The following is a 23,324-nucleotide window of genomic DNA, read 5'->3' as shown; positions in this document are numbered from 1 at the left end:
CGTCATCAATCCTTGTTGTTGAACACTTCGATGGCGGCCAGGTGCATGGCCGCGCGCTCCAGCACCTCCGTCTTGCCGTCCCCGTCGCTGCGGCCATCGGCCGACGAGCCATCTTCCAGCTTCACGGCAAACTGGGCTTGCGGCGCCAGCTGGGGGGCTGGCGGCACGCCATCGACGGGACTGTCATCGCCCTCATATTGAAAGATGAATTGCTGATCGGCCTTGCCTTCGGCAAAGCTTGGCAATTGCACTGCCATGCTCTGCGGGTCATTGAAGACGAAATTGGGTGCGTTGAAGTTCAGTGGCGACTGGCTGCCAAAGGTGATGCCATCGCCGATGCGGATGAAAGCGCCATGCTTGGAAATCAACACAATTTCATCGGCCATACCCGTCAGCTTGCCCTCGCTGGCGGTGAGCTTCAAATTTTTCGCCGCGTTGAGGTCCATGTCGTCATGCTGGCTTTGCAGCAGGAACTTGCCATGGTGGGCGATGGCGCGAATGCCATCCGCGTGGGCAAACAGCGAAATGCCCTTGCCTGCGTTCACGCTGTAGCGCTGGCCCGCCACCGCTTGCAGATGCTGCTGCGCCACCGTATCGATGCTGCCGGCGGCATAGCTGACGATGGCCTTCGAACTGGCAAAGCTGATGCCGGCCGGCGCCGTGACGGCAATCGCCGCAGCACCACCCAGCTCGGCACGGGGCTGCGTATTGCTGCCGCCTTCCCAGCTTTTCAAGCTGTGCTGCAGCTCCTGCTGCGCTTCATCCGCATTCTCCAGCGCCTGATGCGTGGCAGCATAGCTGCCCAGCGAGCGAAACAATTCCAGGCAATTTTCCATCAGCCCCAGATATTCGCTGCGTGCCATATGCCCGCCATCGCCATTCAGGCGCTTCCAGGCCGAAATCAGCACGCCCTTGCCCGCCCGCATCGCCAGTTGCTCATCGGTACGCAGCTCGGCGCCCTCGCCGCGCGCCTCGCCCTGGCCATTGCGCCTGTCCTGCGTCAGCCAGCCCAGGTTGAGCTGGGTGGAACCATGGTCGCTGGCAAGCTGGGCATTGATTTGCCCATGCACATCATCGAAACGCAACTGGTTGCCACGCGTGCCCTTGATCTCGCGGCTCTTGATGCCGGACAAATAACGGTTGCCGGGCAAGTCACCCGCCTTGCTCAATGCGATCGGCAACGCACTGTGGTTGTACAGCTGTCCCACGATGATGGGCCGGTCCGGGTCGCCGCCGAGGAAAGCCAGCAGGACTTCGCTGCCCACGCGGGGCAAGCCCAGATAGCCGCACTGCTGCATGCTGCCAGGTCCGTTGCCCGCCCAGCTCGACGCGACTCTTACCCAGGCCGAATCGGCATCCGTGTCGGAAGCGCCCGTGCCGCCGGCGTGCTCATGGTCCAGCTTGCGCGTGGCAGGAAAGCGCACCTTGACCCGGCCCATGGCGTCGCAATGGACTTCGTCATTCGTCGGCCCCACCACCACGGCGCTCTGCATGGTGACATGCGGCAAATCGCTACGCGTGTCATAGGCAGGGACGATGGCCACGCCGCGCCGCACGGCGCTCAGCTCGATATGCATGCGCAAGGGGCCATCGTCCGCCGCCGTCGCCAGCTCGCGCTGTTGCAACGCCGTGCCATCTGCCAGCCAGCGGTTGCGCTCAAACAGACGCGCGACCCTGGCGGCCAGTTCCCTGGGTAAATTATTCTGCGCCGCCACCTGCAGCGCCGTCACGACAAAATCGCGCTCGGCCGCTGGCAGTGCGTCGATGTCGGGATGCTCGGCCAGGCTAAAGTATTCGCCCGGACACAGGTCGCGCACGCTGCCCTCGGCATGAAAACAATGGCTCTCATAATCATGCTGCTGCATGGCCAGCATGCCCAGCTGGCACAAGGCATCATGATCGCTCCCCGCACGTGGCGGCAGCACGCGGTAATCATCGAGGCTGGCGGCAACGGCATTGTCATGCATGCCTTGCCGGCACTGCCCCATGGCGTCGGCAGTCATGAACGGCCGCGCGCGTGGATGTTCCTCGGTCCAGCTATGCAGCGTTACTTTTCCCGCTTGCAACTTGCGTACTTCGTTCCACGACGTCAGGGTATCGCGCTGTTCCGTCGCGCGGTCCGCGTGATAGCGCACGGTATCGGCCATGTTTTTCCGCAAGCCATCGGCATGGTTGAACAGCACCAGGGTATGTGCCGGCTCGGCATGCGCATCCGCCTTGCCTTCCGCGCGAAAAAACCAGGCGACGCCGCTGCGCTTGAGCAGGCGCCGCACGAAGGCCGCATCGGACTCATTGTGCTGCATGACAAATTCGCGCCGTGGATACGTCTGTGCTTCGAAGAAATCGGCAAACGCGTACTGGAAGGCATGCGCCAGCACGGTATTGCTGCTTATCCATTCGTCGAGCAAGGTCTTGACGATGTCGATATCCGTCAAGCGCCGGAAGACGCGCGTATTGCAGCGCTTTTCCATGATGGCGAAGGCGTCCGTCAGCACCAGCTGGTAGCTGGCCAGCGCACCATCGCAGTCCCCCGCACTGGCTTGCGTGACGATGCCGCAGATGCTGCGCAGCTGGCCCTGGTCGGTGACGATGTCGATAGCGGCAGGCAAGGCAATCAAACTACTGAGCGGCAAGTCCACATGCGTCGAGACGCACAGCACGCGGTACTCGATGCCGCCACAGATGGCCTCGCTTCCGACGACGCGCTGCGGTATCAGCGCACCGGCGGACACTTTTGGAGATACGCCCAGGCGCAGGCGCAAGGGACGTTCGCCACCCAATATCGACTCATCACCGTCCATGGCGCTCCCCTCATTCGCACTTGCATCTAGTCAAGCTGGAGAACCGACAATGCCATGGGATAGCAAGGAAATACTTGATATTTAGTAAGAATCTGTCTTGCTGCGCAATACATCCATCAACAATTGCCGCTTCGCCAGCAAGGCGGGATCAAACGCCGTCCACTGTTCCAGCCGCAACGCATACGCGGGCGTCATCATCCAGCCGAAGACTTCCGCCTTGTCTTCCTCGGGGCCGTAGGCCGCGTACAGGCTGACCATGCCGGGATGCGGGTGGCCCAGGTTCTGGAAGCCCTTGCCATAGGCCGTGGCGCCGCCCTGGCCGTAGGCCGTGCCGGGCGGGTTCAGGGCCAGCCAAACGGGGTCGCGGTAATAGAAATCATTGAACAGGCGGTATTCGATGAAATGGTAGTACTCGTGATGCACGCGCAGCTCCATGCCGGACGGACACATCGCGGCCAGCAGGTTGTCGGCGTAGACGACGCTGTCGATTTCCGGCGCCGGCATGGCCAGGCGGCGCTGGCCATCCACGCTCAAGTCCTTGACCAGCACGACGTGGCGCAAACCCGTGCGCGCGAAGACGCCGGCCGGGTAGCGCTCCATGGCCGGCAAGACGATGCTGAGCAACAAGTTCAGGCCGGCCCGGTCCTGCGCCGAGTCGCCAAACGCCTGCGCCGCGCTGCCGGGCATGGCCAGGGTCCAGGCAGGCGCCAGCTGCAGGGCCGCCAGGCGCGCCGTGGCAATGGCGCGCAGCTGCGCCACGCTGGCATCCTGCGGCGCCACGGGCGCATAGCGCACGTTCCAGTCGCACTCGCTGCGCATGCTGTCTTGCTGCGCAGCACGCTCAAACGCTTCCGTGCCGGCGGCCGCTGGCGTGCCCGTGCCAACGCTGGCACAGCCTGCCAGCAATAAAACACCGAGGATGGGGGGCAGGAGACGGCAAGGCAGCATGGCGGCTTTCATCGGGGAAGGATGGCGGCATTGTACTGATGCCAGGCGCCCGCCTGCTAAAATCGCCGCGCCCCCACTCCTCCCAGGCCTGCCATGTCCTCCTGCCTTTCCCTGCTGCGCCGTGCCGCGCTGCTCCCCTTCCTGCTGTGCGCCGCCCTGCCCGCCCATGCCGCCAGCGCCGCGCCCGCGCACAAGGTCATCGTCGACATGGATATCGGCGACGACATCGACGACGCCTTCGCCCTGGCCCTGCTGCTGCAAAGCCCCGAGATCGAGATCGTCGGCATCACCACCGACTGGGGCGACACGGCCTTGCGCGTGCGCCTGCTGGAACGCCTGCTGCGCGAAACGGGCCACGCCGGCATTCCCGTCGCGCAAGGCATCACGACGCCCAACCCGACGCCATTCACGCAGGCGCGCTATGCGCAACGGGGCTTGCCGCCGTCACGGCCGCCGCAGGATGCCATCGATTTCATGTTGCGCGAAATCAAGCGCCAGCCCGGCCAGATCACCATCCTGGCCCTGGGCCCGCTGACGAACATCGGCGCCGCCATCGCGCGCGACCCTGCCGCCTTCGGCAAGGTGAAGCAGGTGGTCATGATGGGCGGCTCCGTGCGCGCCGGCTACCGCAAGTCGCAGTACGTGCCGGTACGCCCGGCCGACAGGGAGTACAACATCGCTTCCGACGTCAAGGGCGCGCAGTCGCTGTTCGGCTCCGGCGTGCCCATCGTCATGATGCCGCTCGACTCGACGCAGATCCGCCTCGACGAAGTGGAGCGCAACGCCATCTTCGGCCACGGCTCGCCGCTGACGGACGCCGTCGCCCTGCTGTACCACCAGTGGATTGATGCGTATCAACCCTGGTCCAGCAACATGCCATCGCTGTTCGACGTCGTGCCCGTCACCTGGCTGCTCGACCCGGCCAGCTGCCCCACGACGCCGCTGCGCGTCCAGGTCACGGACGACGGCCTGACGCGCGACGTGGCGGGCCAGCCCAATGCGCAAGTGTGCCTGGCAGCGGACCAGCCGCGCTTTTTCCAGCTCTTCATGCAGCGCCTGCTGAAATAACTTCAGCGCTGGTAATTCTTGAAGAAATTCCAGCTGATCACGGTGGCATCCGGGCCCAGCTCGTCGCTGAATGGCCAGCCGGGAGGACCGCCGCTCCACGCGTGGTTCATGCCCTCGACCGTGTACTTTTGCGCGATGACGGCGCCGTTATGCAGGTAGGTGTCGATGGAATAGCTGCGGCCGTACGGCACCGTCTGGCGCACGATGCTGTCGGCGCGGTAGCGCACGCTGTCATTGTCGAGGCCATCGTCGCCGTAGTCGCTGGTCTGCAGGAACTGCTCGATGGTCTGCTCGCCGTTGACGGGGTTGACGACGATGTCGGACGTGCCGTGGAAGACCATCGTCGGCATCAGCCGGCGTGGCGAGCCGGAACAGCGCCAGGCATCCTTGCCCCGCACTTTCGGGTCGAAGGCGCTGCCGTTGAACAGCGAGTCGGCGGCCGTGACCATGCCGATGGCGCCCTTGTACATACCGCCCGAATGCACCATCACGGCGGCGAACACGTCCGAATAGCAGGCGGCCATGATGGACGCCATGGCGCCGCCGGCCGAGATCCCCGTGACGTACACGCGGCTGTCCTGCACCGCATATTTGCCCTTGACCTTGTTCAGGATGCCCATCAGCACGGCCGGCTCGCCCGTGCCCCGCTCCTGGTTCAGGGGCAGCATGAAATTCCAGCAGCGCATGGGGTTGGCCGTGGCGTTCTGGCGCGGGTAGACGACGATGAAGTTTTCACTGTCGGCCAGCTCGTTATAGCGGCTGACGGCGGCCATGCTGTTCGGCTCGGACCCGCAGCCGTGCAGCATCAGCACGACGGGCAGCGGCGTGTTCGGATTGTAATTGCTCGGTAGCCAGACCTGGTATTCGCGCGAGCCCCACAGGCTCGCGTACAGGCCGAAGTCCCACTGCCCGGCGGAAGCCGGCAGCGCGGCCAGCAGGCCGCAGGCGGCGATCAGTGCAGATAAGAATTTACGCAGTTGTTGATGCAGATGTGCCATGCCAGTCTCCCATGATTGTTATTAACAACGAGAACAGCGACAACGAACCGGCTTGACGCATGTCAAGCCGGCACTTCCGGCCGGCGGGGCCGGACCCGGCGGGTCCGGCCCCGCTAGGCGAGAACCTTAAAACTTGTAGCCGGCCTTGGCGATGATCTGGCGCGGCGGGCCATAGAAGCCGTCGAGGATGTACAGCGCCGGGATGTTGTAGCCATCCGTGCGGTAGCGCTTGTTGCCCAGGTTGCTGCCGTGCAGGCTGAAGGTCCAGTTCTTCGGCGCTTCCCACACGACGCCGGCCGTCCACATGCTGTAGCCGCCCTGCGCCAGGATCTCGCTCAAGTCCGTCGTCGGATACACCTTGCTGCGGTAGCCATAGCCGACCATGCTGCGCAGCGCGCCGCCAAACACGTCGCGGTCCGTGCGCGTCAGGTTCAGGCCCACCTGGCGCCGCGGCGTGTTGCTGAACTTTTGCGTATCCGCAATGTTCTTGCCGCCGCTCATGAACTCGTCGTAGCTGGCGTTGAGCAGGGCGAGGAAACCGTTGACTTCCCACTGGCGGTTCGGCCGCCACGAGAATTCGAACTCGGCGCCCTTGACGGTGCCCTTGCCCGCATTCGTGAAGTCGCCATAGAAACCGGGCAAGCCGCCCGGCTGCACGTAGCTGGTGAAGACGGACAACTGGATATCCTTGTAGCGGTTGTAAAACAGGGCCACGTTGGCATCGAAGGTATCGTCCGGCGCCGCGTACTTCATGCCCACTTCCAGCGCGTCGAGTTTTTCATCCTTGTAGGGCCGCGCGGAATCGGGCACCACCAGGTTGTTGGCGCGCACGTTGTAGCCGCCGGACTTGAAGCCGCGCGACAGGTTGCTGTAGAAATTCGTCGTCTTCGATGCTTCGTAGCGCACGGACAACTTCGGCGAGGTATTGCTCACCGACAAGGACTTGTCGAAATCGGCCGCCGTCTGGATGGGCCGCGTAAAGCCCGCATCGGCGAAGGCGCGGTTGAGCACGATGGCGCGCTTTTCCTCGCGCGTGTGGCGCAAGCCCGCATTGATGCTCCAGGCCTTGCCCACCGGCCAGGTCCAGTCCGTGTACAGCGCCGTGCTGTCCGTCTCCACCGTGCTGACGGCGGCCTGGAACTGGCGTCCCAGGAAATTGTTGTAGATGCCGCCGCCGGCCGTGCCCTCGAAACGGTACAGGCCGATCACGCCAGCGCCATAGTCGCCGCTGTACGAGGCTTGCAATTCCAGGCTTTTCTGCTCGTCGCGCGAATCGCCGAAGACGTCGGCAATCGGCTGCGGCAAGCCGTCGAAGTCGATGGTCTGCTCGGACGTGCTGCGCCGCTTGGCGCCGATGACTTTCACGGACCAGTCGTTCGACAAGGTGTAGTTGGCCACCAGCGAGCCGCCCCGGTTATGCGTGAAGTTGTTGCCCGGCATGCCGCTCTGGATATCGTAGGCGCTGGTGCTTGGTGGCCGCTTGAGCGGGTCGAAGGCGCTCACGCCCATGCGCTGGAAGCCGCGCACGCCCGATTTATCGTCCGTGGCGTCCAGGCTCAGCACGACGGTGAGCGGGATATCCTGCGGAAAGTAACCGACGGACAGGCGCGCGGCCGTGCTGTCCTGGTCGCTGACCTGTTCGCCGTTAAACGTGTTGCGGCCGAAACCGTCGCGGTCCAGCTTGGCGGCGGCCAGGCGCGCGCGCCAGGTGCCGTTCTCATTGGCCACGTTGAAGGCGGCCTTGAAATTGCGCTGATTATAGTTGCCCAGGCCCACTTCGGCCGAGGCGCCGTTTTCCTTCGCCAGCGGACGCGAAATGTACTTGATGGCGCCACCGATGGTGTTCTTGCCATACAAAGTGCCTTGCGGGCCGCGCAGCACCTCGATGCGCTGCACGTCGAACACATCGAGCAGGGCGCCCTGCGGGCGGGCCATGTAGACGTCGTCGAAATAAATGCCCACGCCCGGGTCCACGCCCCAGACGGGGTCGGCCTGGCCCACGCCGCGGATGAAGGCCGTCAGGGTGGTGTTCGTGCCGCGCGAGGCATACACGGTCAGGTTCGGCACGCGCTCCTGCAGGTCGGCCAGGTTCTGGATATTCGCCCGTTCCAGGGCCTTGGCGGAAAACGCCGTGACGGCCAGCGGCACGTCCTGCAGCCGCTCTTCGCGGCGGCGGGCGGATACGGTGACGGTTTCCATGCGCTCCTTCGCGTCGCTGGCCTCGCCGGCGCTCTGGCCGGCGGGGGCGGCCGTCTCCTGCGCCAGCGCATGGGTGGAAAGGCTGAAGGCGCCGGCAACGGCGAGGGCGGCGGGCATTAATTTCAAAGCAAGTTTCATAGCGTCTCCAATGTCAGGCTTGCTGGCCGCCGGGAAAGATGGCCGGATGTCGGAATCACGAGGCGTCACGGTACCCGCCCGCGTCTGGCGAGCACCTGCCCTGCGATGTCCGGCGTCCAGCCCCTTGCCCTGCGGCAAGTGGCCTGTTTATTTTGAATGTACGGCGAGGAAGGACTGCAACAAGGTATTCACACGCTGCGCCTGGTCCAGGGGCGTGGCATGGCGCGAATTCGCGATGACTTCGAATTCACACTGCTGAAACTGTGCGGCAAAAGCCCGCTTGCTGGCGACGGGCGTGTAATCCTGGTCGGCCGCCATGATGAGGACGGGCATGGCCAGGGCCTGGAAGTGAATATCGATATCCCAGTGGAAAATGGCGTCCAGCGCGGCCAGGTAGGCGCGCTTGTCCATGCCCGCCATCTGCGCGGCGAAGCGTTCGACGAGCGCCTGCTGGGCCGGCTCGGGGAACAGTTTCCTGCCGATGATACGGCCCATGGCTTTCAGGCCGAAGGTGGCGATCACCGTGCGGCGCAGCCAGTAGGCAAACAGCAGCGACGCCGGCTTGCTGCCCTGGAACGGTTGCGAGTTGATCAGGCACAAACTGGCCACCCTGCCGGGGGCGCGGTTGGCCATTTCCAGGCCCACCATGCCGCCCAGGGAAAAGCCGACGACGTGCGCGCGCGCCACGTCGAGCTGGTCCATCAGGTTGAAGAGGTCGTTGGCGAAGTCGCCGATCTGCCAGTCGCCGCGTGGCGCGGGACTGGCGCCATGGCCGCGCAGGTCGGGCACGATCAGGCGGTAGCGGCTGCCGAGGGCGTCGATCTGCGGGCGCCAGTCTGCGCCGCAGGAACCGAGGCCATGCAGCAGGAAAACGGGCTCTGACCGCGCGGGATCACCCTGCTCCCTACCCAGGTCGAGGTAATGCAATGGAACATCGGATGTCGTGTGACGCCGCATTCTGTCTCCTTGCTGTTGAACATGCTTTGTGTTCAGGTGCAGGAATATGCTTTCCTGCTGTTGGAAAACATAATACGGAATCCGAATTCCGATTTCAAGTTAAATCGCTAAATATCTGAAGTCAGGTAATTTAAAGCAACACGCACCAGTTCATCTTCCAGCGCGGCGGCCGACAAAAAGGAAAGCGAGCCCGACAACACGTGCTGGTTCAGGATACCCAGCAGCACGGGCGGCACCACCATCATCGCTTGCGTGGGGTTCGGGTGGCGGATGCTGGCAGACTTGCTGGCCAGTACGGCCACCGTGCGCTGCGAGATCAGATGATTGATCTGGTGCACCTTGTCGCGGAATTGCGCGTCCTGCGAGCAGCGCGTGATCAGGGCCCGCAGCACGCCGCGCCGGCCCGTGTTGACGGCCACGAACATGGCCACCATGGCGCGGATGAACTCTTCCAGGCTGCGCCCTTCCCACTGGCGCAGCTCCGTCAGCGTTTCGACCTTGTCCACCATGTCGGAAAAAAAGCGCTGCAGCAGCAAGCGGCTCAGGGTGTCCTTGTCGCCCAGCAGGCGGTAGAACGTGCCCACGGATGTCTCCGCCAGCTTGGCCAGGTCGGCCACGCCGATTTCATCGAAACGGTTTTCCGCCAGCAACTGTTCACCCACCAGCAGCAGGCGCTCGAAGGCCTGCTTGCTGCGCGCCTGGGTGGGCTCCGGGGGAACGATCATCTGCGGGAAGGGCATCGGGAAGGAAGGCATGCGGCGTCGGCGTCTCTCGATAGTGGAACCAAGGTTCCGTTATGGGTGCCCGTATTGTAACGCGAGAGACGGCCGATGGGGAGCATTCAGCTGCGCGGCCTGCCCTGCCATTCCATGTAGACGTCGGCGCGCTGGTAATGGGCGTCGCCCGCCGGCCGCGCCACGTGGGTAAAACCGCTGCTTTCGTACAGGCGGATGGCAGGCGCCAGCTTGCTGTTCGATTCCAGGAACAGCAGCGGCGCGCCGCTGGCCTCGAAGGCGTCGAAGGCCCGCTCGATCAGCCGGCGCGCAATGCCCAGGCCCTGGCATTGCGGCGTGACGGCCATCTTCGACAATTCGATGCTGGCCTCGCCAGCGCGGATCAGCGCGCACGTGCCGACGATGCGGCCATCGAGGCGCGCGAGGAAGATCTGCCCGCCGCCGTCCAGGATCGAGCCTTGCGGGTCGGACAGCACCTGGTCGTCCAGCGCCTCGACATAAAAGTAGCGCTCCAGCCAGGCGATGTTCAGGCGCTTGAAGTCGGCCGCGTACTGCGGCGCGTAGTCGATGATCTCCACGGCCGCCCGCTCGCGCTGGCGCCGGCAAGCGGCGATGGTCTCGCCGAAGCCTTGCGACTGCAAGCGCGCTTCGGCCCGGTCCAGGCTGGCCATCAACTGCGGCGTGCCCTGCTCGAACACCGTATCGACGGCGGCGCGCACGTCGTCCCATAGGGGAGCCATGTTGCGCAGCAGCGCCTGCCCGGCGTCGGACAGCGCCAGCAGCCGCCGCCGCTCATCCTTGGCATCCGGCATCTCCGCCACGACGCCCGCATCGAGCAGCTTGCGCCCCAGCTGCACCACCACGGGATGCGTCTGCCCGATCTGCGCGGCCAGGGCCGTGATGGAGGTGGGGCCGTTGTCGCGCAGCAGTAATAACAAGGGAAAACAGCGCGACGTCAGCTCGACGCCGGCCGCCAGATAGCTGGTATCGACACCGGCATACAGTTGATCGGAAAGACGGCGCAGGCGGCTGGCCAGCATCAGCGAGCCGTAGGTTTGCAGGTTGGAGGACATGGAATCGGATATATGTAGGTAGTTACGTATACCCTAACGTAAACGGGCTCGGGAGGTCAAGCGCCGCTTGAGTTACTCCTCATCCTCCGCCAGCGCCGCCTGCAGCCTGGCCCGGAATACCGACCCGGCCAGCTCGCCCAGGCCCGGCCACACCTGCGTCAGCCAGCGCCTGCCGTCCTCGCTCGGCGCCACGTACGGCGCGTCGCGCGTGGCGCAGGCCAGGCCGATGGCGATGACCTGCCCCGCATCGTCCAGGCCGCCCGCGATCATGGCATCGATGGGCAAGGCGATCAGTTCGGCGGTCAGATGGGGACGTAGCAGACAGGCGGGCGCGATGATGGCGAACGATGCTTCCACGTAACTCCAGCAATTGGTGGGCCAGTGGGCGTTTTTCACGTTGTCCAGGAAGACAGCATCGCTGAGCGTTTCCGGATGTTCTTGCGCCTGCGCATAAAAGGCGGCCAGGGCGACGAGTTGGGGCGGGGAAGTCCAGGCGGGCATCAATCTTGATCCAGGCAGAACCGCACTGGGCTGGCGGCGATGGCGGACTGTAACATGCTCAAGGAACACGCTGAAACACCCATGTCCGGGCATAATCATGGCCGCCGCCACTCTCGCCAGTCACAGCCATGCCAACCGCCTTTGAACTCTGGAAAGCCGAATTGCTAATTGTGGGCAACATCGTCCAGGATGGCGACGCCGCCGCGCCGCCCGATGCAGCCCAGCGGCGCTTCCAGCGCTACTGCGCCATGCTCGATGCGCTGACGGGGACTGAAGGCGCGCACTACGCGCTGGCCATTGTGCAATCCTTGCAAGCCGAACACGACTACGGCGCCTACCAGACGGCCAGGCGCGCCGCCTGGCGTTTCGGCGAGACGGCGTATTGCGCCGCCCTGATGCACGAATTGCCGCGCCTGATTTCCACCTTGCCCGACTGGGCTGGCGACTTTCTCGTCGGTATCGCCAACGGCGCCGGCACGCCCCACGCCTCGGCCATCACCTGCTTCAACACGATGCTGGCCGCCGCGCCGCCCGCGCAGCGAGCGCTGATCGCGGCATTTATTGCACAGGAAGAAGACGATGGCTGGTTCGAGCATTGCCCGGGCGTGCTGGGCACCGCTGCCGGCGAGCGCTACGCGGGCGTGATGCCTGGCCAGGACGGTGCCGCCGGCTACCAGTTGTTCCTGCTGCCTGGCGAGGCCGATGCCCTGCCCTGGCCAGCCGCGCTAGCCTGGGCCGCCGAGCGCGGCGCCTGCCTGCCCATGCGCAGGGAACTGGCCTTGCTGCACGCCAACCTGGACCATGCCTTCCCCGATGCCTGGTACTGGTCGTCGGAAGCGGATGCCATCCTGCCCCGCATGGCCTGGAGCCACGATTTCGACAACGGCACCCAGTACAACTTTCGCAAGACCTACTCAGGCCGCGCCTGTGCCGTGCGCCGGGTCGCATTGGCGCCGTCGTCCGCCGCGCCCGTCGCCCTGCAGCCGGGCGAACGCTATGCCGGCCTGATCCTCGGCTGGGATGGCGCGCCCGATTACCACCTGGTGCTGCTGCCGGACGAGCCGGAGCTGGAATTCCAGTCCTGGCAAGCCGCATCAAACTGGGCTGCCAACCTGGGCCACAGCCTGCCGGATCGGCGCGAGCAGACCTTGCTGTATGCGACCTTGAAAGACGCATTCCGACCAAACTGGCACTGGTCGTGCGAGCCGGGCGACATCGAGGACGACGCCTGGTGCAAGGATTTCGACACGGGCGTCAGCTACCAGAACACGCGCGCGCTTGACGGCTACGCACGCTGCGTGCGCCGGGTGCTTGTCGAGGTCGACGGCAAAGCCGCGTAAAGCTTGAAAATAAGCTAGAAACGCTCGTCGCGCAGCGCCGGCAGCACCAGTTCGCGCACGAACGAGGCATTCGACAGGTTCAGCAGCATGCGCACGACGGCGACGACGTCATGCACGGGAATCAGCTCGCCCTCGCCCCGCGCCGCGGCATCCGCCAGCGGCACGGACAAGCCATCGTAGGTATTCAGATAACCGAGCTGCAGCGCCGTCACGGCCAGCCCCTGTTCGCGGAAACCCTCGCGCAAAGCATCGGCGATGCCGTTCAGGGCGAATTTCGACGCGCTGAACGTCACTTCCGGGCGCCCGCTCTGGCGCAGGCCGGACGTGGACCCCGTGAGTATCAGCTGCGGCTTGCTGCTGGCCAGCAAGCGGGGCACCAGGCGCTTGAGCAGCAAGATCGTCGCCGTAATATTCGTATTGACCATGTCGACGATAGTATCGTCCGCATCGCCGAGGAAAGCGTAGTCGTCGCTGAAGGCCTTTTCTTCCCATACGCCCAGGTTGTAGATCACCGCGTCCAGCACGGCGGGCGCTGCACGCGCGATGCGTTCGACGGCCTCGGCGGGCGCTGCCAGGTCCGCCGCGATCCATTGCAGCCGTGTACCTGGGCCGGCAGGCAAGTCGGCAGGTTGCTGGCGCGATACGCCGATGACGGCATGCCCGTCAGCCAGCAAACCGTCCACCAGCGCGCGTCCCAGGCCCCGGCTGGCGCCCACGATCATGATGTGCATACTGTGTCCTTTCCAATGAAGTCAACGCTGATGATAGCGACGTTGTATTAAGCACAGCTGAGGCTGATCCCCCGCGCGGGCGCCCTGCCACGGCGTTTACTCACGCGGCGGAAATGCGTATGCTAGGTCTGGCAATCTCCGATAACACACAAGAACGAGACACATGCCTACCTCCATCACCGCCGCAAGCAAGGCCGCAAGCCGTCCCCTCACCCAACAAGACTATAAAACCCTGTCGCTGGCCGCCCTCGGCGGCGCGCTGGAATTCTACGACTTCATCATCTTCGTCTTCTTTGCCAACGCCATCGGCCAATTGTTCTTCCCGCCGGAAATGCCGGAATGGCTGCGTTTGCTGCAAACCTTCGGCATCTTCGCCGCCGGCTACGTCGTGCGTCCGCTGGGCGGCATCGTCATGGCCCACTTCGGCGACTTGCTGGGCCGCAAGCGCATGTTTACGCTCTCCATCCTGATGATGGCCGTGCCGACCCTGCTGATCGGCCTGCTGCCGACCTATGCCACCATCGGCCTGGCGGCGCCATTGCTGCTGCTGTTGATGCGCATCTTCCAGGGCGCGGCCGTGGGCGGCGAAGTGCCGGGCGCCTGGGTGTTTGTCTCCGAACACGTGCCGAGCCGGTACACGGGCTTTGCCTGCGGCGTGCTGACGGCCGGCCTGACGGTGGGCATCTTGCTTGGCTCGCTGGTGGCGACGGGCTTGAACACCGTCTACACGCCGGCAGAAATCACCGACGGCGCCTGGCGCTATCCTTTCCTGCTGGGCGGTATCTTCGGCTTCGGCGCCATGTATCTGCGCCGCTGGCTGCATGAAACACCCGTCTTCGCGGAAATGCAGCAGCGCAAGGCCCTGTCGACGGAAATGCCATTGAAATCCGTGCTGCGCAGCCACCGCGGCGCCGTCGTCGTCTCCATGCTGCTCACCTGGATGCTGTCGGCCGGCATCGTCGTCGTCATCCTGATGACGCCTGCCCTGCTGCAAAAGATCCACCACATCGCCCCGCGCACCACCCTGGTGGCCAATACCGTGGCGACCCTGTGCCTGGCCTTCGGCTGCATCCTCGCCGGCATGCTGGCCGACCGCCTGGGCGGCAAGCGCGTAATTGGGGTCGGCTCCGTGCTGCTGGCCATCAGCACGTATGTCTTCTACACCACCATCGGCAGCCGCCCCGACCTGCTGCTGCCCCTGTACGCCATGACGGGCCTGTTCGTCGGCGTCGTCGGCGCCGTGCCCTATGTGCTGGTACAGGCCTTTCCGGCGCAGGTGCGCTTCTCGGGACTGTCGTTTTCCTACAACCTGTCGTACGCCATTTTCGGCGGCCTGACGCCCGTGGTCGTGACCCTGATGCTGAAGAATAACGTGCTGGGTCCCGCCTATTACGTGATCGGCGTGTGCGCGATCGGCATGCTGACGGCGCTGTTCATCAAGGACCAGCGGCAGACCGTGGGCCGATAAGCCAGCGCCTTGCAGCACAGGCCGCCTTCGGGCGGCTTTTTTTTCGCCCCGGATGCCGCGCTGCACCAAAATCTGAAAAGGCGTTTCATATCGCGGAATCCGCATGGACAATGCCTCACCCCGCCACTCTCACTTTTTGAAAAACCATTCCACATCCTGAAAAATTATAATTAAGCCCTTGAAAAACAAGGAATTAATTTAAGTTATATGTCTTATATAAGACTTGAAGATCGGCGTGAATCGGCCTACTATTTAGTCATGCAGTTTGCTTCGACAAGACGTTGTGGCGCACTCGGCGATTTTCTCAAACATAGCTTTTCTTTTTAGGAGATTCACATGTCCCAATACCAAGACGACATCAAAGCTGTTGCCGGTTTGAAAGAGCAACAAGGCAGCGCCTGGAACGCCATCAATCCCGAGTCCGCCGCCCGCATGCGCGCCCAGAACAAGTTCAAGACCGGCCTGGACATCGCCCGCTACACGGCGAAGATCATGCGCAACGACATGGCCGCCTACGATGCGGACCCATCGAAGTACACCCAGTCGCTGGGCTGCTGGCACGGTTTCATCGGCCAGCAGAAGATGATCTCCATCAAGAAGCACTTCAACAGCACCGACCGCCGCTACCTCTACCTGTCCGGCTGGATGGTTGCTGCCCTGCGTTCCGAATTCGGCCCGCTGCCAGACCAATCGATGCATGAAAAAACTGCCGTCTCGGCACTGATCAAGGAACTGTATACCTTCCTGCGCCAGGCCGATGCCCGCGAACTGGGCGGCCTGTTCCGCCAGCTGGACGCGGCCCAAGGTGCTGAGAAGCAAGCGATCCAGGCCAAGATCGACGGCCACGTCACCCACGTCGTGCCCATCATCGCCGACATCGACGCCGGTTTCGGCAATGCGGAAGCCACCTACCTGCTGGCGAAACAGTTCATCGAAGCGGGCGCCTGCTGCATCCAGATCGAAAACCAGGTATCCGACGAGAAACAATGCGGCCACCAGGACGGTAAAGTGACAGTGCCGCACGAAGACTTCCTGGCCAAGATCCGCGCCATCCGCTACGCCTTCCTGGAACTGGGCGTGGACGACGGCATCATCGTCGCCCGCACCGACTCGCTGGGCGCCGGCCTGACCAAGCAGATCGCCGTCACCAATGAACCAGGCGACCTGGGCGACCAATACAATTCCTTCCTCGACTGCGAAGAAGTGTCGGCCGACGCCCTGGGCAATGGCGACGTCATCATCAAGCGCGAAGGCAAGCTGCTGCGTCCGAAACGCCTGCCGAGCAACCTGTTCCAGTTCCGCGCCGGTTCCGGCGAAGAGCGTTGCGTGCTCGACTGCATCACCTCCTTGCAAAACGGCGCCGACCTGCTGTGGATCGAAACGGAAAAACCGCATATCGCGCAAATCGGCGGCATGGTCAGCGAAATCCGCAAGGTCATCCCGAACGCCAAGCTGGTGTACAACAACAGCCCGTCGTTCAACTGGACCCTGAACTTCCGCCAGCAGGTCTACGATGCGATGAAAGCGGCCGGCAAGGATGTGTCCGCCTACGAGCGCAGCCAGCTGATGAGCGTGGAATACGACCAGACGGAACTGGCCGCCACGGCCGACGAGAAGATCCGCACCTTCCAGGCCGACTCGGCCCGTGAAGCGGGCATCTTCCACCACCTGATCACCCTGCCGACCTACCACACGGCAGCCTTGTCGACGGACAACCTGGCCAAGGAATACTTCGGCGACCAGGGCATGCTGGGCTACGTGGCCGGCGTGCAGCGCAAGGAAATCCGCCAGGGCATCGCCTGCGTGAAACATCAAAACATGTCCGGCTCGGACATCGGCGACGACCACAAGGATTACTTCAGCGGCGAAGCGGCGCTCAAAGCAGCTGGTAAAGACAATACGATGAACCAGTTCTGAGCCTTTGGCTTGACGGTTGAGTAAAAAACCCGCTGCGGCGGGTTTTTTTTCGTCTGTGCAATGGATGGAAGCGCCTGGGGCAGCGCTTTCCCCGCATGGCCATCGCAGCGGCTTTCTGTCGTACAGGCAACTTTCAGGTGTGATAATCTATTCCCGCCCAAGCCTGCCCCACGCAGCGACGGCCTGCCGAGCAGGCCCATATCCACGCTATCGTGGCGCCCCGCATGGCATTCATTTCTTCTGGAGGTATAGCGTGCCTGATGTAACCGCCTTGCTGATGTTCGGACTCGTGGCCCTGGGCATGGCGCTCACGCCCGGCCCCAACATGGTCTACCTGATTTCCCGTTCCATCAGCCAGGGCCGGCGCGCCGGCTTCATTTCCCTGGGCGGCGTGGCCCTGGGCTTCGTCTTCTACATGCTGTGCGCCGCCTTCGGCATCACGGCCTTCCTCTTCGCCGTGCCCTACGCCTACGACGTGCTGCGCTTTGGCGGCGCCGCCTATCTGCTGTACCTGGCCTGGCAGGCGCTGAAACCGGGCGGGCGCTCCGCCTTTGCCGTGCGCGACCTGCCCGCCGACGGGCCGCGCAAGCTGTTTCTCATGGGTTTGATCACCAACCTGTCCAATCCGAAGATCGCCGTCATGTACTTGTCGCTGCTGCCGCAATTCATCACGCCCGGGCATGGCAGCGTGCTGGCGCAATCGGTGGCACTGGGAACGGTGCAGATCGCCGTCAGCGTGGCCGTCAATGCGGTAATCGCCATGCTGGCCGGGTCGATCGCGGGCTTCCTGGCGGGCCGCCCCCGCTGGGTGCTGCTGCAGCGCTGGATGATGGGCGGCGTGCTGACGGGCCTGGCCGTGAAGATGGCCTGGGAAGGACGCAAGTAGCGCTTCCCTCCCGCCGGGGCAGCGAGCGGCGGCTCACCGGCGGGCGTGGCCGGCCATGCCGCGGCATGGCGGGAGTGCCGGCGCCATGTTGCAATGCAGCACTATTCCTGCGGTTATAATCTTCCGCCACATGCCTGGACACAGCATGTTCCCTCACATGAAGTCGAACTACAATTAAAGGAATCTTCGTGCATCGTTCACTGATCAGCGCCGCCTGCTGCGCCCTATTCGCCCTGTCTTCCCCCTCGCTGCATGCCCAGCAAGCCGCGCAGCCTGCCGCGCCCGTCTCGGGCATCGACCTGAAAACCCTGGACCCGGCAGTCAGCCCGAAGGAAGACTTCTACGGCTACGTCAACGGCGTCTGGACCCGCAATACGGAAATCCCGGCCGACAAATCCGTCTGGGGCACCTATATCGAACTGCGCGAAATCGCGCAAGGCCAGCTGCGCGGCCTGATCGACGCCACCCTGAAAAACCCGGGCAAGCCTGGCAGCGAAGCGCACAAGATCGCCGACCTGTACACCAGCTTCATGGATGAGAAGGCGCGCAATGCGGCCGGCTTCAAGCCCGTCAAAGCGGACCTGGCCCGCGTCGCCGCGCTCAAGGACAAGAAGGACTTGCCGGCCCTGTTCGCCTACCTGCAAGGCAATGGCATCGCCACGCCATTTTCCGCCTATATCGCACCCGATGCGCAAGATCCCGAACGCTACACGATCAACATCAGCCAGTCCGGCCTGGGCTTGCCTGACCGTGACTACTACCTGAAGGATGACGACGCCAAGCTGCAAGCCGTGCGTGCCAAGTATCTGAAACACATCGAGACCATGCTGGCCATGAGCGGCGACAAGAAGGCTGCCGAGCACGCGGCGCAGATCCTCGACGTCGAGACGCGCCTGGCCGCCGTGCAATGGACGCGCGTGCAGATGCGCGACCCCGTCAAATCGTACAACCGCGTCGATTTCGACCAGTTCGCCGCCATGGCGCCTGCATTTGACTGGAAAGCCTACTTTGCCGCCGCAGGCATGGCCAAGAAGGAAAGCTCGGCTGTCGTGCGCCAGCCCAGCTTCATGACAGGCTTCTCCGAGACCGTAGCCGCCGTGCCGCTGGAATCGTGGAAGAGCTACCTGAACTGGCGAGTCATCGAAAGCTATGCCTCCTACCTCGACAGCGCCACCGTCAAGGAACGCTTCGCCTTCGAAGGCACGGTGCTGCGCGGCGTGCCGCAAAGCGAGCCGCAGTGGCAACTGGCCCTGCGCTTCACGGACAGCGCCCTGGCCGATGCCGTCGGCAAGCGCTACGTGGAAATGTACTTGCCGCCTGAAACCAAGCCGCGCGTCATGGCCATGTTCGACAACTTCGTTGCCTCGTTCAAGGATGGCATCGAGCAACTGGACTGGATGGGCCCGGAAACCAAGAAGGAAGCCCAGCTCAAGCTGGCCGCCCTGAAGCCGAAGATCGCCTACCCGGACAAATGGCGCGATTACAGCAGCATGAAGACCCAGCCGCATGACCTGGTCGCCAACGTGCGCGCGTCGCGCGAGTGGAGCCGCCAGCAAAACCTGGCCAAGCTGGGCAAGCCGGTCGACCGCGACGAATGGTCGATGACGCCGCAAACCGTCAACGCCAGCTACAGCCCGGCGCTCAATGCCATCACCATCCCGGCCGCCATCCTGCAGCCGCCGTTCTTCAACGTGAAGGCGGAAGACGCCGTCAACTACGGCTTGCTGGGCATCACCTTCGGCCATGAAATCAGCCACGCCTTCGACGACTCGGGCAGCCAGTACGACGCCAAGGGCCGTTTGCGCAACTGGTGGACGGCCGAAGACCGCGCCGCCTTCAAGACCCTGGCCGCCGGCCTGGTCAAGCAATACGGCGCCTACAGCCCCGTGCCCGGCTACCACATCAATGGCGAGCTGACCCTGGGCGAAAACATCGGCGACAATTCCGGCCTGTCGATCACCTACAAGGCCTACCAGCGTTCGCTGCACGGCAAGCCATCGCCCGTGCTCGACGGCCTGACGGGCGAACAGCGCCTGTACATCGGCTTCGCCCAGAAATGGCGCGCCAAGCTGCGCCCTGAAGCGGCCATCGCGCAGATCAAGAGCGACCCGCATTCGCCAGGCGAATTCCGCGCCAAGGGCACCGTGATGAACCAGCCGGGATTCTATGAGGCGTTTGACATCAAGCCGGGCGACAAGATGTATCTGGCGCCGGAGCAGCGCGTAATCATGTGGTAATGCTGCAATCCTCGCTTCGCCTGCCTGCACGGCGGGCGGACCAGGGTTGGGAGTGTCGGGAGCGCTAGTCGCTGGCGCGGTCAGCGCCATCACCTCTGCCGATGGCACCATGCCGTTCAGTCCAGGCTGAACGGCATTTTTTATGCTGCATCAAGCTGCACGCAAGGCGATGTTGTCCTTGCACAAAGCCTCTTATCGGCAATCGATATGGATAGCGTTCTGCCCGGCCTTGCTGCCTTTCCTGTACGTAACTTCGCACAGGCTGATGCCATCATCCATTTTCCGCGACAGCGTCACCTCGCCAAGCACGCCGTAGCTGCATTGCAGCCATTTTCCTTCAGGACAAACACGCAATTCTTGTACCGGCCTTTGGCACGCAAGACACGCGAACTCACCGTGCCCGGGCGCTTGTGGCTCTCCTGCTTTGGGGGGAGAGGCATACTCTACATGGGGAAAACTATTGCGAGAGGGGGATTCCTATCATCGGCTTTGAGCCGTGCTGGCACTGGTTATCGGACAAATTCAATTTTCAATTTACCCTCATAAGCACCCCGAAAAATTATTACTTAATTAATATTTCGCTGATACCTCAATAAGCCGAATTATCCGAGGCTTTCATCAAAAAGAGCCACCGATTGAATGCCACGTCGCCTTGACACGAGCTCATCTATAAGTGTACCCGCCCCGATAATCACTAGCTCAAGGCAACCATTAAATAGCACAGCATATCGGCCGTTGGAAACTGAATTAATAACAGGACATATCTGCAATGGGGATTGCTAGATTACTGAACAACCACGCACATAATCCTCTGTCTTCTCCAGTCGACGAAATCTGGATGTTGTAAGTAATAAATTTAGACCTATTCGCCCTAGCGTGGTCCACAGTCTCAAAATAGTTGACCTGAGGAATATTCACCTGCGATACCCATGCTAAACTGGCAAGCTACTTTTCGAAAAAAATTTGTAACTACAACACAGCGGCGTTGCGGAGGAAGTATGAATCGGGTGGACACAGACACTGCAACGATGGTCAGTTTGTGGGTTGGTATCGCGAGCTTCTTTCTCGGCTTCGCAGCTATTGCTCTTACACTCTATTCCTTTTATCGTGCGCAGCCCGACACTGTAGTGCTTACTGCATCCGGCTGGGTCGCAGCCCTGCTGACTGCGGTGGTATGTGGCTGGGTAGGAAAGCGCTTGGTGCGCCTGGCTGCAGCTCTTTGTGATCGTGTCGCTGCCTTGTCCATGGAGGTCGCCGAGCTCAAGGCGGAGAAGGACCGTATCATGGTTATCGGGGAATACTTGGCATCCCAATCTACTAAAACCGCCCGTCGCAAGCAGACCCAAGCGCAAACTGATCAACCTACTCAGGAGTAAATTCATGACAATCGAATTTGGCGATTACCCTTACTTTCCAAGCCTTCGTACACGGCCGGCCGAAATAGCCGGATACGCGAACTTGCGGCCGCAGGTCAAGAAGGCCTTAGTCCCCATCATGAGAGCTGGCGCGTGGCCACGGTGTGACGATTTGTCTGAGTCTATGAATGAATTGGTGAAGGCCTCAGAAGGCAATCCCTTTATCCTAGATGTGACCCGTGAAGTCATGTATCAGAACAGCTCTGTACATGGATTGCTCAATCCCACTGATGACTTCAAGACTTGGCGAGACTTCGTGAAATCCTTCGATCAAGCGATTCCAACTGTCCAGTTCTCGCAAATAGCTCGGCTTCCACAAATTATTCGACAAACCCGTCACCTGGAAGCTTTGGGGCGCAGGATAGCCTTCCGCATATCTGATTTCCAAGCCGACACGAGCAAAGTTATTACCGCCATGTCGGCGATGGATGACCCCAAGAATGCATTAATAGTCATTGATGCTGGCTACATACGAGAAACAATGGCAGCAAGTATCGCGGCCTGCATTTCGTCTGTAAACGACATTCGTGATGAGATACCTAGCGCTGAGATTGCAGTTATTTCTACAAGCTATCCAGCTTCAGTTACCTCATTCCTTCAACCGCCAGGCCAAGCGACAGCAGGAATTGTTAGCATTCTTGAGAGGGAGCTATACGAAGCAATTGGGTCTGATGTGGTGATCTATGGCGACCATGGTTCAATTCACGCACGCACCAAAGCGGCCACGGGTGGAAAGTATACACCCCAAATTGATTGCTCTTTGTATGATGCTTGGCTTTTCGAAAGACGTCCGAATTCTGATGGCGAGGGATATGTCGATGCTGCACGATCGATTTTGACGCGCTGGGATGACGGTGCAACAGATGATACCTGGGGAGCTGAAATGATTCGCAAAGCGGCAGGAGGTGATGTAACCGGGATAAAATCTCGCAGTCATTGGATTGCCGTGCGAGTGAACTTACACCTCACGCGCCAATTTGAACTTTCACACCAAGAGTTTAGTAGCGAAGATGACTAGTTAGGCCCGACGGCGAACGTAGGTTGGCATATCTGATGGTAACGGACCGAACTTTGCTGCCAACGCCAGCAAGTCTAATTGCGCAGCATTTTCAGGATTAGCGGTAAAAATTTCTTCACCGCTTCTATCCCCTTCGCGGAACTGATTCTTGAACTTACTTAGTCTTGCGAGGTCTTCAGGGCAGGTTTGACTCTGCCTACTTGCACAAAACTGCTCAAAGGTACTTTTGTATCTTTCTTTAAGGGACTGCAAAACAAAGTCTCGGATTTGACGTACCGACAGCGCATCTAACTCACATTCCAAGTGTGTTCTGGGGGTCTCTGCACTTACATTTCTACCCTCACGTTTTAGCAACGTGATCAGCTCGGCTTTGTGCAGAAAGCCACAAAGAATGCGCTTGTTCGATACGAGAGAAGATTGCCCTCGTCGAAATACTGTCAATTTGACACCTTGGTCTGTTGGTGCTGCGCACCAAATTTCAACACGTGAATCTATGCAATCTTTGATCAAATAAGCAAATTTTGCAGTACACACTACCGTGACCTTGTCAAAGCGCTGCAAGTATGTTTCAACTTGCCCATCAAGGCGACGAAGAGTGTCCAGGTCGCTTTTGATTTCGAATGCATGCAACTTTCCATTGGCCACTACCAAATCAGCGCGCCGACTCCAGTTCGCAACTACCATTTCATTTATCAAAACTGCATCAGCAAGTGCATCCGACGCAAACAACTTGTCGATGACCGCAGCCTTGATATCGCCTTCGTTTAACACAATATGCCCTCAGAAATTGCAATAAAGTAATTATTTGTGTGATTGCACAAATTTGACTTAACTTACCAGTATATAGTCTGGGCTTAGATTACCAAAGGCCTGCTTATGAAAAGTGTAGTGGTTT

The 23,324-nt window shown here is 61.7% G+C and carries 19 protein-coding genes; 8 read left to right on the top strand and 11 right to left on the bottom strand.

Annotated features, from left to right (window positions below; translation table 11 throughout):
- Positions 1–5: 5 nt before the first annotated feature.
- Both AC07VL_RS08905 and AC07VL_RS08900 read right to left on the bottom strand, forming a co-directional pair.
- Complete coding sequence (locus AC07VL_RS08905) at positions 6–2,801, bottom strand: type VI secretion system Vgr family protein (protein WP_494805513.1); 2,796 nt, start codon at positions 2,799–2,801, stop codon at positions 6–8.
- An 81-nt stretch (positions 2,802–2,882) separates the two neighbouring features.
- Positions 2,883–3,749, bottom strand: a complete 867-nt coding sequence (locus tag AC07VL_RS08900) for a hypothetical protein (RefSeq protein ID WP_494805512.1) — start codon at positions 3,747–3,749, stop codon at positions 2,883–2,885.
- A 93-nt stretch (positions 3,750–3,842) separates the two neighbouring features.
- On the opposite strand from AC07VL_RS08900, the gene AC07VL_RS08895 reads away from it, so the two are divergent.
- Positions 3,843–4,817, top strand: a complete 975-nt coding sequence (locus tag AC07VL_RS08895; protein WP_494805511.1) for a nucleoside hydrolase — start codon at positions 3,843–3,845, stop codon at positions 4,815–4,817.
- Between the two features lie 2 nt (positions 4,818–4,819).
- On the opposite strand, the gene AC07VL_RS08890 is transcribed toward AC07VL_RS08895, so the two are convergent.
- From AC07VL_RS08890 to AC07VL_RS08865, 6 genes are all read right to left on the bottom strand, one after another.
- Complete coding sequence (locus AC07VL_RS08890; protein WP_494805510.1) at positions 4,820–5,815, bottom strand: extracellular catalytic domain type 1 short-chain-length polyhydroxyalkanoate depolymerase; 996 nt, start codon at positions 5,813–5,815, stop codon at positions 4,820–4,822.
- Positions 5,816–5,941: 126 nt separating this feature from the next.
- A complete protein-coding gene (locus tag AC07VL_RS08885; protein ID WP_494805509.1) occupies positions 5,942–8,152 on the bottom strand; it encodes a TonB-dependent receptor in 2,211 nt (736 codons plus the stop codon).
- A gap of 147 nt (positions 8,153–8,299) precedes the next feature.
- The gene (locus tag AC07VL_RS08880; RefSeq protein WP_494805508.1) at positions 8,300–9,109 is read right to left on the bottom strand and encodes an alpha/beta fold hydrolase; all 810 of its coding nucleotides are present in this window, start codon (positions 9,107–9,109) and stop codon (positions 8,300–8,302) included.
- A gap of 107 nt (positions 9,110–9,216) precedes the next feature.
- Complete coding sequence (locus tag AC07VL_RS08875) at positions 9,217–9,864, bottom strand: TetR/AcrR family transcriptional regulator (RefSeq protein WP_494805507.1); 648 nt, start codon at positions 9,862–9,864, stop codon at positions 9,217–9,219.
- An 86-nt stretch (positions 9,865–9,950) separates the two neighbouring features.
- Positions 9,951–10,916: a bifunctional helix-turn-helix transcriptional regulator/GNAT family N-acetyltransferase gene (locus AC07VL_RS08870; protein WP_494805506.1), complete on the bottom strand. Its 966-nt coding sequence runs from the start codon at positions 10,914–10,916 to the stop codon at positions 9,951–9,953.
- Positions 10,917–10,988: 72 nt separating this feature from the next.
- Positions 10,989–11,417, bottom strand: a complete 429-nt coding sequence (locus tag AC07VL_RS08865; RefSeq protein WP_494805505.1) for a hypothetical protein — start codon at positions 11,415–11,417, stop codon at positions 10,989–10,991.
- 128 nt (positions 11,418–11,545) lie between these two features.
- Between AC07VL_RS08865 and AC07VL_RS08860 the strand changes: the two genes are divergently transcribed.
- Positions 11,546–12,757 (top strand): Lcl C-terminal domain-containing protein, encoded by a 1,212-nt coding sequence (locus tag AC07VL_RS08860; protein WP_494805504.1) that lies wholly within the window; start codon positions 11,546–11,548, stop codon positions 12,755–12,757.
- Between the two features lie 14 nt (positions 12,758–12,771).
- Here AC07VL_RS08860 and AC07VL_RS08855 read toward each other — a convergent pair whose 3' ends face one another.
- Positions 12,772–13,488 (bottom strand): SDR family oxidoreductase, encoded by a 717-nt coding sequence (locus AC07VL_RS08855; protein ID WP_494805503.1) that lies wholly within the window; start codon positions 13,486–13,488, stop codon positions 12,772–12,774.
- 163 nt (positions 13,489–13,651) lie between these two features.
- On the opposite strand from AC07VL_RS08855, the gene AC07VL_RS08850 reads away from it, so the two are divergent.
- From AC07VL_RS08850 to AC07VL_RS08835, 4 genes are all read left to right on the top strand, one after another.
- Positions 13,652–14,956 carry an MFS transporter gene (locus tag AC07VL_RS08850; protein WP_494805502.1) on the top strand — a complete coding sequence of 435 codons (1,305 nt, stop codon included), beginning with the start codon at positions 13,652–13,654 and terminating at the stop codon, positions 14,954–14,956.
- A 336-nt stretch (positions 14,957–15,292) separates the two neighbouring features.
- Positions 15,293–16,873, top strand: a complete 1,581-nt coding sequence (locus AC07VL_RS08845; protein WP_290607479.1) for an isocitrate lyase — start codon at positions 15,293–15,295, stop codon at positions 16,871–16,873.
- Between the two features lie 253 nt (positions 16,874–17,126).
- Entirely contained in the window at positions 17,127–17,759 is a 633-nt protein-coding gene (locus tag AC07VL_RS08840) for a LysE family translocator (RefSeq protein ID WP_494805501.1), read from the top strand.
- Between the two features lie 188 nt (positions 17,760–17,947).
- The gene (locus tag AC07VL_RS08835; RefSeq protein WP_494805500.1) at positions 17,948–19,996 is read left to right on the top strand and encodes a M13 family metallopeptidase; all 2,049 of its coding nucleotides are present in this window, start codon (positions 17,948–17,950) and stop codon (positions 19,994–19,996) included.
- Between the two features lie 192 nt (positions 19,997–20,188).
- Here the strand turns inward: AC07VL_RS08835 and AC07VL_RS08830 are convergent, their stop codons facing one another.
- Positions 20,189–20,350 carry an STY0301 family protein gene (locus AC07VL_RS08830; protein ID WP_494805499.1) on the bottom strand — a complete coding sequence of 54 codons (162 nt, stop codon included), beginning with the start codon at positions 20,348–20,350 and terminating at the stop codon, positions 20,189–20,191.
- Between the two features lie 644 nt (positions 20,351–20,994).
- Between AC07VL_RS08830 and AC07VL_RS08825 the strand changes: the two genes are divergently transcribed.
- A complete protein-coding gene (locus AC07VL_RS08825; RefSeq protein WP_139143989.1) occupies positions 20,995–21,372 on the top strand; it encodes a hypothetical protein in 378 nt (125 codons plus the stop codon).
- 4 nt (positions 21,373–21,376) lie between these two features.
- Complete coding sequence (locus AC07VL_RS08820) at positions 21,377–22,429, top strand: beta family protein (protein ID WP_494805498.1); 1,053 nt, start codon at positions 21,377–21,379, stop codon at positions 22,427–22,429.
- Here AC07VL_RS08820 and AC07VL_RS08815 read toward each other — a convergent pair whose 3' ends face one another.
- Positions 22,430–23,200: a sce7726 family protein gene (locus tag AC07VL_RS08815; RefSeq protein WP_175444781.1), complete on the bottom strand. Its 771-nt coding sequence runs from the start codon at positions 23,198–23,200 to the stop codon at positions 22,430–22,432. It abuts the gene before it with no gap.
- Positions 23,201–23,324 lie beyond the last annotated feature (124 nt).

The sequence above is a fragment of the Janthinobacterium sp. GW821-FHT03C08 genome, from assembly GCF_059420905.1.
This window is presented reverse-complemented; position numbering and strand designations above follow the sequence as displayed.